Annotated in this window: 15 protein-coding genes; 4 read left to right on the top strand and 11 right to left on the bottom strand. The window is 32.5% G+C overall.

The genetic code is table 11. The annotated features are described in order from the left end of the window. Positions 1–85 precede the first annotated feature (85 nt). Positions 86–1,663 carry a potassium/proton antiporter gene (locus WKS98_RS00925; protein WP_498916116.1) on the top strand — a complete coding sequence of 526 codons (1,578 nt, stop codon included), beginning with the start codon at positions 86–88 and terminating at the stop codon, positions 1,661–1,663. A gap of 25 nt (positions 1,664–1,688) precedes the next feature. Here the strand turns inward: WKS98_RS00925 and WKS98_RS00920 are convergent, their stop codons facing one another. The 8 genes from WKS98_RS00920 to WKS98_RS00885 all read right to left on the bottom strand — a co-directional run bounded on the left by WKS98_RS00920 (position 1,689) and on the right by WKS98_RS00885 (position 9,248). Then, on the bottom strand, positions 1,689–2,513 hold the full coding sequence (locus WKS98_RS00920; RefSeq protein WP_498916115.1) for an ABC transporter ATP-binding protein: 825 nt from the start codon (positions 2,511–2,513) through the stop codon (positions 1,689–1,691). Beyond that, positions 2,510–4,885: an ABC transporter permease gene (locus tag WKS98_RS00915; RefSeq protein ID WP_498916114.1), complete on the bottom strand. Its 2,376-nt coding sequence runs from the start codon at positions 4,883–4,885 to the stop codon at positions 2,510–2,512. Before WKS98_RS00915 ends, WKS98_RS00920 begins: the two co-directional genes overlap by 4 nt. A gap of 32 nt (positions 4,886–4,917) precedes the next feature. Next, on the bottom strand, positions 4,918–5,235 hold the full coding sequence (locus tag WKS98_RS00910) for a hypothetical protein (RefSeq protein WP_498916112.1): 318 nt from the start codon (positions 5,233–5,235) through the stop codon (positions 4,918–4,920). A 138-nt stretch (positions 5,236–5,373) separates the two neighbouring features. Continuing rightward, the gene (locus tag WKS98_RS00905) at positions 5,374–6,489 is read right to left on the bottom strand and encodes an NADH:ubiquinone reductase (Na(+)-transporting) subunit F (RefSeq protein ID WP_498916110.1); all 1,116 of its coding nucleotides are present in this window, start codon (positions 6,487–6,489) and stop codon (positions 5,374–5,376) included. 8 nt (positions 6,490–6,497) lie between these two features. Beyond that, the gene (locus WKS98_RS00900) at positions 6,498–7,082 is read right to left on the bottom strand and encodes an NADH:ubiquinone reductase (Na(+)-transporting) subunit E (RefSeq protein ID WP_498916108.1); all 585 of its coding nucleotides are present in this window, start codon (positions 7,080–7,082) and stop codon (positions 6,498–6,500) included. Further along, positions 7,082–7,690, bottom strand: coding sequence for an electron transport complex subunit RsxE (gene rsxE / locus WKS98_RS00895; RefSeq protein ID WP_237036507.1), 609 nt, complete (start codon positions 7,688–7,690; stop codon positions 7,082–7,084). Before rsxE ends, WKS98_RS00900 begins: the two co-directional genes overlap by 1 nt. After that, positions 7,690–8,298: an RnfABCDGE type electron transport complex subunit G gene (locus WKS98_RS00890; RefSeq protein WP_498916106.1), complete on the bottom strand. Its 609-nt coding sequence runs from the start codon at positions 8,296–8,298 to the stop codon at positions 7,690–7,692. The genes rsxE and WKS98_RS00890 overlap by 1 nt, the downstream gene beginning before the upstream one ends. After that, entirely contained in the window at positions 8,298–9,248 is a 951-nt protein-coding gene (locus WKS98_RS00885; RefSeq protein WP_498916104.1) for an RnfABCDGE type electron transport complex subunit D, read from the bottom strand. Before WKS98_RS00885 ends, WKS98_RS00890 begins: the two co-directional genes overlap by 1 nt. A gap of 176 nt (positions 9,249–9,424) precedes the next feature. Here WKS98_RS00885 and WKS98_RS00880 point away from each other — a divergent pair, with 176 nt between their 5' ends. Continuing rightward, a complete protein-coding gene (locus WKS98_RS00880; RefSeq protein WP_498916103.1) occupies positions 9,425–9,742 on the top strand; it encodes a hypothetical protein in 318 nt (105 codons plus the stop codon). 1 nt (position 9,743) lies between these two features. Further along, positions 9,744–10,655: a hypothetical protein gene (locus tag WKS98_RS00875; RefSeq protein ID WP_498916101.1), complete on the top strand. Its 912-nt coding sequence runs from the start codon at positions 9,744–9,746 to the stop codon at positions 10,653–10,655. A gap of 35 nt (positions 10,656–10,690) precedes the next feature. Here WKS98_RS00875 and WKS98_RS00870 read toward each other — a convergent pair whose 3' ends face one another. From WKS98_RS00870 to WKS98_RS00860, 3 genes are read right to left on the bottom strand one after another with little or no spacing between them, the layout of a single operon-like run. Next, positions 10,691–11,986 (bottom strand): ABC transporter permease, encoded by a 1,296-nt coding sequence (locus WKS98_RS00870; protein WP_498916099.1) that lies wholly within the window; start codon positions 11,984–11,986, stop codon positions 10,691–10,693. Then, a complete protein-coding gene (locus WKS98_RS00865; protein WP_498916097.1) occupies positions 11,983–13,518 on the bottom strand; it encodes a COG1361 S-layer family protein in 1,536 nt (511 codons plus the stop codon). The genes WKS98_RS00870 and WKS98_RS00865 overlap by 4 nt, the downstream gene beginning before the upstream one ends. Before the next feature lie 9 nt (positions 13,519–13,527). After that, positions 13,528–14,208 (bottom strand): ABC transporter ATP-binding protein, encoded by a 681-nt coding sequence (locus WKS98_RS00860; RefSeq protein ID WP_498916095.1) that lies wholly within the window; start codon positions 14,206–14,208, stop codon positions 13,528–13,530. 152 nt (positions 14,209–14,360) lie between these two features. Between WKS98_RS00860 and WKS98_RS00855 the strand changes: the two genes are divergently transcribed. Beyond that, positions 14,361–14,942 carry a DUF3841 domain-containing protein gene (locus WKS98_RS00855; protein WP_498916093.1) on the top strand — a complete coding sequence of 194 codons (582 nt, stop codon included), beginning with the start codon at positions 14,361–14,363 and terminating at the stop codon, positions 14,940–14,942. The last annotated feature ends 4 nt before the right edge of the window (positions 14,943–14,946 follow it).

Raw genomic sequence — 14,946 nt, 5'->3', positions numbered from 1 at the left:
GGCTTTTTATTTTAATATTGCATTACCCAACGGTTTTAATAATTCATATGACATATGTTATAATATTAAAAAGAAAGGAATGCCTATGAATTTATTAATAATTACTTTGGTTTTAATTTTGGCTCTTGTAGCCCACAGATTTTCAGATAAGTTTGGACTACCATCACTACTTCTATTTATTCTGCTTGGTATGTCCTTTAATCTTTTAGGATATAATTTTTCAAATTATGAATTGTCGGACAAAGTTGCAAAAGTGTCGCTAATGATAATAATGTTCTATGGTGGATTTGGTACAAATTGGAACATGGCAAAGCCCGTTTCAAAGCCAGCCATAGTGCTTTCAAGTCTTGGAGTTGTAGTAACAGCTCTTTTAACAGGAGCATTTTGTTATTTTGTACTAAAATTTGACTTCTATGAAGCCATGTTACTTGGTTCAGTGGTTGGTTCCACCGACTTTGCATCAGTTTCATCAATACTTGTTTCAAAGAATTTGAATTTAAAATACAATACTGCACCGCTTTTGGAACTTGAAAGTGGTTCCAATGACCCGGCGGCCTATACTATGACCATGGTATTTTTAGCACTTATTGCAGGTTCTGACATATCCGTTCCATTAATGGTACTGAAACAAGTTAGCTTTGGCGTTGTTTTAGGATTTATAATGGGCCGTGTGACCATGAGGATTATAAATCTTGGTAGACTTCAAGATGACGGTCTATTAGTTGTATTATTTGCAGCAATAGTTCTTGGTACATTTAGTTTGACGGAAATGATTGGGGGAAATGGATACCTAGCTTTATACATTCTTGGAATCTATATAGGAAACAAACAATTTATTGGCAAGAGAGATATAGTATTTTTCTTTGACGGACTATCATCCCTTGTACAAATCGGACTTTTCTTCTTGCTTGGTTTCTTATCCGATATAGAAAAACTAATAGCAGTCCTTCCTGCAGCATTTATAATAATGATGGCCATGGCAATTATAATTAGGCCTGTAACAGTATTTGGTTTGATGTTGCCTTTCAAATTGGATAAAAATCAATTAGGCATTATTTCTTTAGCAGGCCTTAGGGGAGCTGCGGCAATTGCCTTTGCAATACTTGTGGTTAACTCAGGAGCAAGCCTGTCCATAGACATATTCCACATAGTCTTTGGTATATGTTTATTCTCATCATTTATTCAGGGCTCACTAATGCCAATAGTAACAAAAAAACTAAATATGCTTGAACCAAACGATACGGTTTTAAAGACCTTTAATTACTATCAAGACAAGTCAGACCTTGGTTTTATTCAAACAAAAATACTTCCAGGAAATAGATGGATTGGTAAGCAGATAAAAGAACTTACCCACACCTTTAATATTATTGTGGCAAAGATTGAAAGAGAAGGTAAGACAATAGTTGCCAAAGGCAACACCGTGATTAAAGAAAATGATATAGTGGTTCTTGGAGGAGAAACCCATTTTGACAGGACTGGACATAACCTTGTAGAGATTACACTGTCTAAGGAACACAAGTGGGCCAATAAAATGGTTTCAGAAATACCAATTGGGGACAAAGAGTTAATTATAATGATACAAAGAGAAGATGGAGAGATAATCGTTCCACAGGGAAGTACCGTTATATATCCAGGAGACGAAGTGGTAATAATAAATGAATAAGAGGCAAGCTAAGGCTGCCTCTTTTTTATCCATATAATTCTTTATATCTGTCTTCGGTTGATCTTAAATACTTTTCTACTGAATAGACATTTCCTTTTTTAGAAAAAATTTCTTTTAATGCAAAGTCAAGCTTATCATATGGGATGAAATATGAATCATTACGCTTTTCATAGTCTAAATTCACATTGGTCTTTAATAAATAATTTTCCACTGAAAAAGAATTCAAGTTCTCCCTTAAAATTTTTCCCTTTACTAAGAATAATATTTCATCCGTTGTCTTATCTACTTCTGAAAGTGTGTGGGATGAAAGTATAATCATTTTTCCCTTTGACTTAAGATATTTTAAATATTCTCTCAAAAGTATTATTGAAGATGGATCAAGACCTGTAACAGGTTCGTCCATAATGTAGATATCGTAGTCACCTATAAAAAAGTATGTCAGTAACATCTTTTGTCTCATACCAAGGGAATATGTGGAAACTTTTTTCTTCATAAAGCTTGACACTTCAAAGATGTCTATTGCATCCTTAAATTCGCTTTCACTTACATTCATCAAACTCTTTGCAAGTTCAAGATGGTCAAGGCCAGTTAAATTATCATAGAGCATATTTAAATTTCTCGCATAGGATAATTTTTTAAAAACAGCAAAGTCAGAAGGATCCATATTACATATTTTAACCATTCCAGAATCTCTCTTTACAAAATTTGCCATTATATCCATTAAAGTAGTCTTACCAGTTCCGTTTGGACCTACTAAAGCATATATATCAGGTTTATCAAGTTCTAAGTCTAAATCGTTTAAGACTACCTTTTCTCCATAACTCTTATTAAGGTTCTTTATTTCAATCATAAGCTCCTCCTACTAAAAATAGATTCTCCAATTATAAAAAACAATATGCTTTCAACAGCCATAACAATACTTCCAAATAAAAAGTTAATTGAACTTGTAGTGTTTATAAAGTTCATTCCACCAGATGTAAATAGCATTGGGTCGAAGTAGGTAAATGGATTTATTAATGCAAACTTACCTAAAAATCCTTTACTTGCAATAAATACACCTGTAATTGCAAGTACGACACCAATTACATTTGAACTTTTATACCCAGTTGAAGAAACCATAAAGATAAAACTTGTCATTGTTAGTGAAAACAAAAGACCTGATATGATAACTTTAGGAATCATACTTACTGCAGCAACATTTGTTCCTATGAAAGTTTCAGTGCCTTTAACAGGTGAGTAATTTATAACAGGATACAGTGGTTTACCAATACCACCTTTAACAAAACCTAATATAAAAAGTAAAGCATATATTAAAAGTATCATGATAAAACTTATTGTAATTGAGGTTACAAATTTTGAAATATAAATATTTCTTTTTGAAGCCCCAGAAGTAAATAGCAGTGCAGGTTTATTTTTCTTAAAATCATCACATATCTTTAAAGATATTATTGAATTGATAATTAGTAGAGAAAGTGAGGTAAAGCCAATTCTATTTGCTTTAATAAATTCTCCCACGAAACCTCTCGCTTCGAAATTGCCATAGTGCATATTTAAAAGGTATAAATTTAAAGGATCCTTTTGTGCGTATAGATTTGCCATGTCGCCATTTGTTCCAAATTCATCATCTGGTTTTATTTTGTTTTCTAGAAAATACCTTATTCTATCGATATTGTAATTATCAAATGCATCAGTATTGCTGTCATTTCCAAGTTGAACGGTATCTCCTTCAAGATAGTACTTCAAATAATTTTCAAGATACCTAGAAGGATTTTTATCTTTTTCCAAATAACTTTCCTTTAAATTATTTAAAAGTTCTAATGTCTTCTTTGGATTATTTAACATCTGATCTTCTGGAATATCTTTAAATTCTTCCATAATCATCTCTTGTGAGCTTATTAAAAGTTCTAAATTTGTTAAGGATTTTTCCTTTAATTTTTTAGAACTTTTAGAAAATGAAAATGAAATCACTACACATGAGATTATTACAAAAATACTTACAAACTTTAAGATTTGGCTTCTCTTAAGTTTTACAACTTCAAAAGACTTGAGTCCCTTGATATTTTTAGAATCATAATAGCGACTTCTGTTAAACTTTGGTTCTCTGTTAAATCTAAACAGATAGTTTAAATAGAAGAAAAACATTGCAAAGGCAACAAGCAGTACTAAGTTCATAATTCTTGAAAGTATTTTTATAGAGTCGAAGGAGAAGTATAATTCTATATTTATAAACCTTCGGCTCAAAAATATTATTAAAAATGCTATAAAAAATGTTATACAAAAGGAAAAGCCAAAATTTAAAAACTTTCTTACAAACTTATAAATCAAATACATCACTAAAAAGCATAGGGTAGTTGTAAGTAGAAGTTGTAAAAAAATTACAATGTATGAGTTATGGTATATTCCCCAATTTACATCAGGATTTGTCATGCTAAAGGAGTTTCCCTTAAGCACATTATAAGTTAGAAGTTCTCTAATGCTTCCAAAGGGAGTCTTCCTATAAATTGAAATAATAGCGCATCCAAGGGCTGAAGAAAGAATCATAATAGTTGGAATAAAGGTCACCTTCAAACTCTCCATTAAATTTTCTTTAGGAAAATCATAAGATGCATCATCCACCTTAAAGTCGAGCTGTTTTAGTTCTGTTACGAAAATTGCAACAAAAAGGATTAAGAGCAAGAACAGTGGACTAAATATAAATTCCCATGATCTTTCAAACAGACTTAGAAAAGTCTCTCTAGTTGGATGTGTGTTAATGTGATGTTCTTTATGGTAATTATATAAATTCATAAAGTCTGCTACTTCTCCTTTTTCATCTGAAAAAGTTGCAATAGTGTACTTTGGATCAAGTTTTTCTAATAAAGATTTTTCAATATCTCTAAGCTCTACAAATAGGGAGTAGGCCTTGTTCATTTCACCATAATAATTTTCTTCTTCATTCGCAAAAAGATATCCATAGGCAATGTTTAGATGGTATAAAAATGCATCAGACTTTTCTATGTAAACACCCATTTCTTTTTTTAGTTCAGGATCTTTTGTCTCCTTGTATCTAATCTTGAAATCAAGAAAATTATAGGGAAGTCTTTCAACGCTTTGTGCTAAAAATTTTTCTGATTTTATAGCATAACCCTTTTGGTTTAACAAGTATCCAATGGATAATATAGCAAAGAAGACACAGATATATATCCAGATTTTATTTTTATAAATTTTTTTAAAACTAAACATAATTCCTCCGTATAAATAAAGGCAGAGTATGATTATTTTGTAATATCACTTTCAGATTTATAAGCTACACCAGAGTAGGTATAGGTAACTTTATTGGCGCTTATATCAGTGTAGTCAGGCCTAGAATGTCTTTTTAAAGTTCCCACATATCCATCCTTGTCATAGGAGATAGATGATGGAATCCTTGTATTTCTTTCATGTGTTTCTTGCACAACTATATTTTTTGTAGAGACATTGAATGAGTCTTCTTCGGTTGATTGATTAATAGAAGAAACGTTTTCAATAACAAAAGCCAAAACCAGGATTAGGCAAGTTAGAAAAATAGTTTTTAAGAAATTTTTTTTATTCATATGTTCCTCCAAGTTTTATTTTTAATCTGCCTTTATAAAAAGTATACTATAAATTCAAAAAAAAAAAACATAAATAAAAATATTTTCAAATAAAAAAGCAATAAAAAAACTGCCACAATTGTAGCAGTTTTAATTAATTTAGAATTCGTCAAAGAAGATTCTATCTTCTGGAACTTTCTTTTCGCCTAGTGATTTTACAATACCTTCAATCATCTTAGGGCTACCACATAGATAAGCAGTGTAAGTTGTATCTTCATTTACATATTTATCTATGGAGTTGTTAACTCTTCCAGTGTCACCTTCCCAGTTGTCTTCAGGAGTTGTCCTTGATAGGGTAGGCATAAATTTGAAGTCGTATAAATCTTCTTCAAATTGTTTCATTTCATCTACTAGGAATAAATCTTTTGGTGTTCTTGCACCAAAGTAGAATCTTGCTTTCTTTTTAATGTCGTTGTCTCTCATGTGGTTTAGAATTGATCTTATAGGTGCAAATCCAGTACCAGCTGCTATAAGAAGAATTTCTTCACTGTCATCGTCATGGTAGTAGAAGTCACCATAAGGTCCGTTGATTAGAACCTTGTCACCAACATTAAGAACTTTGTGAACATATGTTGAACAAATACCCATTGTATATCCAATTAAGAATTCCACATGTTTTGTATCTTTTATTGAAGATGCAACGGAGTATGCTCTAAATACTTCTTCGTCACAGCCATCAAAGTCATCTCCACCGTCATAGGCTTCTGTTTTGATTTGCATAAATTGACCTGGCTTGAAGTTTATTGTTTCCCCTTCTGGTAGTTCAAATCTAAGTTTGACAATCTTGTCAGTCATAGGAATTTTTTCTACCAAGGTCATTTCGTATTCTTTTACATTAAACAACTCTTCAGGTATTTGAATATGCATATCTGATTTAACTTTAACTTGGCATGAAAGTCTAACATTATCACTTAGTTCTTCTGGTGAAAGCCAAGGTTTTTCCGTTGCAAGTACAGGACCTGCACCGTCCATTACCTTAACTTTACAGTATCCACATGATCCCTTTCCACCACATGCTGATGGAATGAAAATCTTTTGAGAAACTAGGGAAGATAGTAGAGTATCTCCACCTTCAACAACACATTCTTTTTCGTCATTAATGGTGATTTTAACTTCACCGTAGTCTGCAATATATTTATCTGCAAGGGTAAGTAGTAGTGCAATTACCCCAGAGATTGCAGTTACAACTAATGTTGAAATAATTATTTTATCCATACTATCACCTATGATATTGAAACTATTCCTGAGAAGCCAATAAATGCAAGGGCCATTATACCTGTAATGATAAGGGTAATAGGAGCTCCTCTTAGTCCTTCAGGAAGTGAGTTTTCATTTACTCTTGTTCTAATACCTGCCATTGAAATTATTGCAAGTGCCCAACCTAATCCTGATCCTAGTCCGAAGAATAGTGATTGTAGGAAGTTGTAATCTCTAATTACCATAAATAGTGAAACCCCAAGGATTGCACAGTTTACAGTTATAAGAGGTAAGAAAATTCCAAGTGCGTAGTAAAGATTTTCAACATATTTTTCTAAAAGCATTTCAAGTAATTGAACAAAAGCTGCAATTACCATGATAAATACTATAAATCTCAAGTACTCTAAGCCAAAATGTTCTAACAGTTGATAAACAAAATAGTTTAACACTGTGGTAACTGTTAATACAAATGTAACAGCTACTCCTAATCCTGTTGCTGTCTCAACTTCTTTACTTACTGCTATGAAGGAACACATTCCTAAGAAGTTTGAGAATATCATATTTGAAGTAAAGATTGAGGCAAAGAATATTACTAATGGATTAATGGTCATTATTTTTTCACCTCGTTTTTCTTATTAACTAAGTTATAAACTATCCACATAATGATTGGTAGTACGAAGAATGCTCCCGGTGGCATTACCATAAGTGTCCATGGTACAAAGCCTTCAGGCATTATTCTAAAGCCAAATACAGATCCAAATCCAAGGATCTCTCTAATGATTGACACACATAGTAGTACTAGTGTGTAACCAATACCCGCTGCAAAACCATCCACAAGTGACATAAGTGGTGGATTTGAAATTGCATAGGCTTCAGCTCTACCCATTATGATACAGTTTGTAATAATAAGTCCAACATATGGTCCAAGAGTCTTACTCATTGAAGGCATGTATGCCTTTAGGAATATGTCAACGATTATTACGAAGAATGAGATTATGAATACTTGCACAACCATTCTAATATGCTTTGGTGTAATATCCTTTAACATTGATATAAAGAAAGAGGATAGTGCTGTAGTAAATGTTAGAGCAAGTCCCATTATTAGGGAGTTTAACGCTAAGTTTGTTACAGCCAGTGCAGAGCAAATACCGATTACTTGTATAAGAACAGGGTTATCAGTGATGATACCTGTTTTAAGTATCTTTTTATACTTTTTCATTAGTTAGCCCCTCCTTCTTTTTCGATAAATGTTTTTAAATCTTTATTTATCATATCAGTTACAAAGGTTGAAGTTTGAGTAGCTCCAGCAATGGCGTCTATGTTTCCACCATTTGCGGGTTTATTAATAACATAATTGCCATCAGTTGGAGTTGATATATCAATTCCTCTGTATTGTTCCTTATATGGAGCTTCAGCAATTCTTCCACCAAGTCCTGGAGTTTCGTCTTGCTTTATAAACTCAATACCAGTTGTTTCGGTAAAGTCTTTATTAACTCCAATGTAACCTGTAATGGTTCCCCAAAGGCCAGGGCCTTCAATTGGAACTGCATAAGCTTCTACTTCGTCACCTTTTTTGTAAACATAGTACTTAGTATCCTCATAGTCTTTTTCTTCAACGTTTTCAGTGAATACTTTATTGATTTCTTCAGGATTTTCTGAATCTACAGGAATATTAAAAACATAAAGAATTTTATTTTTTAATTCAATTTCAGAATTGAATTCTACTATTGGCGTAGTCAACTTGTTTATAAATGCTAAGACAAAAACAAGTACCGCCGATAGAACTAGCATAAAGACAATAGGATAAACTATAGATTTCTTTTTCATTATTTTGTCTCCTTTGCTAATTTATTCTTTTTTGCTTTGTTTCTTTCTCTTACTATATAGTCCATAATAGGTGCAAAAATATTTCCTATTAGAACAGCAAACATCATACCTTCTGAGAATAGGGCAAAACCTCTTATGATTACACAAACAACCCCTATAATAATTCCGTAAATAAATTTTGCAGGTTTTGTCTTAGGAGCTGATATTGGGTCTGTTGCCATAAATACAGCACCTAGTAAGAATCCTCCAGATAAAATTTGGAAAATAGGATTAGGTATGGATTCAATCTTCATAAAGTTAAAGATTAAAGTCATAATAGTAAGTCCAATTGCAGATGATAACATTATTTCCCAAGAAGCTACCTTTTTGTAAATTAGGTAAGCCGCACCAAGTAGGATTAATATCTTTGAAGTTTCACCGATTACACCGGGAATTCTACCTAAAAATAAATCAAAATAACTTGTCATCTGTCCTGCATTTCTAAATGCAAGCATTGGTGTTGCAGTTGTAACTTGGTCAATTATTGGATTAGCCCATTTGTTCAAAGAACCAATTCCACCAATTACTGCTTCGTTCCAGTTAATTGTAAGTGGTTGTGGGAAGTTAACGTATACGAAAACTCTACCAACTAGTGCAGGGTTGAATACGTTTTTACCAAACCCGCCAAATACCGCCTTACCAAAGAAAATTGCAAATGCAATTCCTACTGCAGACATCCAAAATGGAATGGATACCGGCAATGTCATCGTGTAGAGAACAGAGGATATGATTGCAGCTTCAGAAATTTTCTTTCTATTATAGATTTTGCTTTCGCTTATAAATTCAACTAAGCAAGCTATAATAACATTGAAAACCGTTAAAGCAAGCACTCTCCATCCAAATGCATATATTGAAAATAACAAAATAGGAAGAAGAGCAATTAAAACTGTTCTCATCATTTTTTGTTTCATAAAATATTTTTCATAAAATGAAACCATTAAATCACCCCCGTTATTATAATTATAACACTTTTCACGATTGAAATTCATGTCAATTTGTTTTTATTACAAAAATAGTCTTATTTTTATTTCTAAAACTTAAAACAATATGTTGTATAATACTATTAGATATGTAAATGGAGGAGTTTATGGGCTATATTAAAGTAGAAGTATTTATTCCTGAAGTTTCTGTTTCAGACTTTATAAATAAAATTAATGACCTTGGAGTGCTAAAAGAAGATAATTATGATTACTGTTTTAGTGAAACTAAAGTTTTAGGAAACTTTAGACCACTTACGGGAGCAAACCCTACAATAGGGGAAGTGAATAAAAGAGAAGTTGTAAATGAAAGTAAGTTAGAATTTAGAATAGATGAAAAAGATTTCAAAGTGGTGCATAGTTGTATTTTAGAAAACCATCCATATGAAGTTCCCGTTATAAATTACATCAAGCTGTTGGAGGTATAGAATGATTGAAGAAAAATTTAATATGAAAGACTTAGATGATAATGAGTTTGAAGATTTGTTAAATGATTTTTTATATTATCTTGAATTAATTTTTCGAATAGACTCGGCAGAGGGCCAATATGTGTTTTTAAATTCTGCAAAGATTGACCAAGATGGATCGGACTTCTTAAACTCTATTGGTGTAGAATGTAATGACTTTTACAAGGGATATGAATGTTATTTTAATGATGATTTTTTAGAAAAGTTTCCAGATGTGAAAGAGGATTTCCCAAATATAAAAATAAAGAAGATGAAGGAACCGAAATTAATTTGGCAGGGAAACTACGCACTGAATTACAAAGACTATACTGAAGTACTAATTCCACAAGTGATTGAAAAGGCAGAGGAGATAGTTAAAGAGTATCCAAGTTTAAACACTTCAATGCTAATTTATATGGGAGAAGTAAAATTTTTAGTTGATTTAGTTCGCTTCTGTGAAGATATTGACTTAAAAAAATTGTATAAGCACTTTGACTTTAAAGATAGGGATAAGATAATTCCTGGGGAAGATATAGAAAGTTTATTATTGTATGCGGCGGATAAAATTTACGAAGATGACTTAGATAAAATAGTAAGCCTTAAACCGGCTATTTATGATGGAAGGGAAAGTGTTCCAGGAATTTATAGAAATGGCGTTAAGAGAAAGATTACTTCCACTGGTATGTTTCCAGATTTTATGTGGGATGACACAGTGGAAAAAGAGGATAGTGTAACTTTTTATTTCAGTACGAATGTTCACTATTCTCTTATTGAATCATTAGTTGACTTGCTTAAGGCAAAGAAGATAAAATCACATAAATTTTTAGAGTTTAGTGACGCAAAAGTAATACTTACAAATAACAATGGAGAGTATCCCCTTAACCAATTTGAATAGAAATAAAAAAGAGTCGGAAAGTCCCGACTCTTATTTTATTCAGTTCTAATTGCATCTATTGCAGATATTTTAGTTGCTCTTATGGCAGGAAGAAGTCCTGACAGTAGTCCTATAACAGCAGAGAAGATTGCTGAAACAAGCATTAGCCAAATAGGAATGTAGGAACTAAATCCACCACCCATATCATCTCCACCAGCAAATAGATATTTGTTTAGTATAAATGACACTAACAGGGATAATAAAACTCCTAAGATGCCACCGATTAGACCAACCATTGTGGACTCTAATAAAAATATATCTCTTATGTTTTTAATTGAAGCACCAACAACTTTCATGATACCAATTTCTTTAGTTCTTTCATAAATTGACATTATCATAGTGTTTGCAATTCCAATAGCAGCAACCAGCAGTGCCACTGCACCGATGGCTCCAAAAACAAGTTGAACTGTTCTAACTTGTTCTTGCATACTTTCATTAAATTCAAGATTGGACTGTGTCATGTATCCCATTTCAGTAAGTTCATCTTGAAGTGGCTTTACATCCTCCAAAGTTTGGGCCTTTAACATTATATATGAATAGGGGATATCCCTTTCTGTAATTTTCTTTTTATTATCTCCCGACAAATTAAGTTCCTGTTCAGCCATATATAATTTTTTTGCGGTTTTATAATTCATAAGAATTTCTGAATCGTAGTTGTTTGCTCCGCCGGTTCTTCCAATTGGTTTAAACTTAAAGTCAATATAGGTTTTTTTACCAGTTTCCATTTCAGATTGAAGGTCTTTCCATCCAATTCTTATGGTAGGTTTATCCTTCATCAAATCTATATTATCTACAGGCTCACCGGATCTGCTATTGTATACATGTATATTTGAAAACACATATTCATCATCGGAGTTTTGAGTTATATTTGATCCTTCTTCAATTGTATAACCAAACTCTTCCATTTTATTTACATCAACGCCTTTAATGGTAGCGTAGGCATCATAATTTTTAATTAAAATATTGGCAGTGTTTATTTCAATTACTGGAAGAACATCCTTAACACCTTCCATGGCGGCAAATGCCTTGACTTTAGAGTCATTTAACACCTTAGACTTGTTATTATTTTCCATTTCTGGGCCGAAGGAGTCGTTACTCCTAACAGTAATATTAGTAAGTCCACCCATGCTCTCAATCATTTCTTCGTTTGACTTTTGCATGCCAAGTCCAAAGCTTATCATCAAGATGATAAAAGAGGTACCTATTAAAATGGAAAGTAAAGTTAAGATTGTTCTTAGTTTTCGCCTTGATAGATTTCTTAAGCTAAAAACTAAAAGATCATTTAATTTCATAGTTGTAAATCTGAACCTTTCTTTTTCTTATCTCTTTTTTTCTTAACGATTATTCCAGCTATAATTGCAATTAAAAGTAGTCCTCCTAAGATAAATGGAAGTGCACCCATTGAGCCTGTTCCTTGATCCATTTCATCATCAGGGACAGTTGTGCCTTCATCCATTTCCTGTGCTTCCATGGAAAAATCTTTTTCTTCTGTATGGGTTTCTCCAGTAGAGTCTTCGTAAGTTATAACCAACTTACCCTTTATATTTCCAGATTCTGTTGGAATAATTGTAGAGGAGAAGTGGTCTGATGCCCCTGGAGCAAAGTTACCTACAAAATAGTTTCCACCATTATCAACGGAAAAGCCATCACCTTGAACGGTTACCATAAAGTTTGATAATGTGTCCTTACCAGTGTTAAAGAAATCCATGTCAATTGTTGCGGGTTCTCCTGCCATGCCAGGGTTTGCCGTAATTTCTCCAAAGGATACTTTGGCCTGTTGAACAACTGGAATACCGATGATTTCATTTGCAGTAAACTCGTTTCCATTTTTATCTTCATATTCAAAGTTTGCAGTTATAACATAGTTTTGTGCCTGTGCATTTGGAACAACGGACATTTTAATTGACTTTGATGCAGTCTTACCAGGAGCTATACTATTAATATAAAATGTGTTTGAACTTCCCACAGGAATAAACACAGAGCCTCCAACATTTTCTCCATTGGTTCCAGAGCCACCTGTTTCGTTATTTAAAGAAATTTTTATATTTCTTACGGAGTAGGTTGAGTTTGTGTTATAAAAACTCATATTCAAAGTAAACTCTTTACCTGCTTCTACCATTTTAGGTTGAAGAGAGTAGTTGTCTATTATTAGTTTAGGTTTGTTTTTTACAGAAGGGTTTGAAGTTTCACTTCCAGTATCAGAACCTGTATTTGAATTGCTTGTGTCATTTGTCTTTGGGTTTTCTATTACCATATTATCTTCTCCATTTGCATTAGTATTTTGATTTGAGTTGTCTTTGCCATTTTCCTTTGGCGTTTCTTTATTTGTGTTACATTTATCCGTAGAAGTTTTTTTGTCATCCTTATTAGAATTTTCTTCTTTAAAATTAATATCCTTAAATCCAAGTTCCGTCTTTAGTTCTAAATTGTCTTTTATTTTACTTCCAAAAACTTCTATTTTGTATGAATCCTTATCAAGCTTCTCCAAAGCTTTAAGATTAAATATAATAACGCCGTTTCCCTTTTCGTCGGCCTTTTCAACCTTTGAACCTAAAACTTTGAAACTGTCATTTGGAACCATGGTAAATATATAAGTACTTAAGATATCGTAGTTTATGTTTTCAGGATAGATTAAAATTGAAAACTCCGTATCTTTTTCAATATTCTTTGGTTTCTTTTGATTCTCTTTAAATACTTGCTCAATCTTATAGTCCTTAATTTTGATTTCATCAGCATCTTTTACAGCACCATCTGCGGCAAAAGATAGACTTGACATAGCTAAAATGCTTATAAGAAGCAAGATAGACAACAATCTTTCTTTCATAAACTCCTCCTAAATCTCTCTAATAATTTTCCCGTCTTTCATCTCTATGACCTTATCGGCGTAAGCGGTAAGCTCTTCGTTGTGAGTTACTATAATCATAGTCTGTTTATTCTTATGGATCATATCAGTAATCAAATCCATAATATCCTTGGATGTATTGGTGTCCAAGTTACCAGTGGGTTCGTCTGCAAAGATTATTTTAGGATTATTTGCAAATGCCCTTGCAATGGAAACCCTTTGTTGCTGTCCACCGGAAAGCTCCTTTGGCTTGTGATAAACTCTGTCTTCAAGGCCAACTTTTTTTAATATTTCAAAGGAGGTCTTCTCTCGTTCCTCTTTAGAAACTCCTTTGAAAGCAAGTCCAAGACTTACATTTTCCAAAGCCGAAAGAATTGGAAGCAGATTATATGATTGAAATACAAAACCTAAGTTCAGTTGTCTAAAGATGGTTAAATCCTTTTCACTAAGCTTAGTTATATCGTGGCCACCAATTAAGATTTCACCCTTATCAACTTTTTCAAGTCCCGCAATGGAATTTAAAAGAGTGGACTTGCCAGAGCCTGACTTGCCGAGGATGCATAATATTTCGCCTTCGTCTAGGTTAAGTGACAATCCGTCAATGGCCTTAACAACTGTATCACCCATATGGTAGTATTTATAAATGTTTTTTATTTCTATAAGGTTTTTCAAGTTTTCACATCCTTACTTTACTTTGTAAAATCATTTTATCATAGAATAGGTTAAACAAATGTTACAAAAATCTTACAAATTTTTTCAAGGATGATTTTTGTGTTTTATCAGTGGGTATGAAATAATATATAGTAAGTAAAAAGGAGCAAGATATGGAAAAAGTAATACTTTACACAAGACAACACGAAAACTCTTTTTATGAATTGGAAAATAAGGGAGAGATTACAAATAAGGAAATATATGTAAAGCTACATATGGGGGACATTGCTCCGTTTTTTATGGAGAGATATAGACTTTTTGTAAAGATGGCTCAAGAGATTGTACCACGCCCAAAGGGAATAGAATATCCAATATGGTGTTCCATAAGTAAGAGAAATTGTCTTAAGCCTGTGGAAAAAGAATTGGTATATGAAATTGAAGTACCTAAGGATGAAATAATTTATTTTGATGGTTGTAAATGGGATTATGTTTTAAATAATCTCTATATCCCAAAGGACGAAGCTGATGCAAATGAATACAAAAAAGAGATTGAAAAGCTTGGAGTCACAGATGAATTTAATTTTATAGACGGGAAGTATCAGGGCATGTATCCTGAAATAGAAAAAAAGATAAAAGATTCATGGGTTAGAATTTTCGACATAGATAATTGGTCCGACTTTATAGTGCAAGCAAATATTTGGCAAATAAAAAAGGAATGGGTGCTTAGAATTATAAAGCCAGGAGAAAGTATATAGGGGT

It is taken from the genome of Lagierella sp. ICN-221743 (genome assembly GCF_037890055.1).
Lineage (GTDB): Bacteria > Bacillota > Clostridia > Tissierellales > Peptoniphilaceae > Mediannikoviicoccus.
This window is presented reverse-complemented; position numbering and strand designations above follow the sequence as displayed.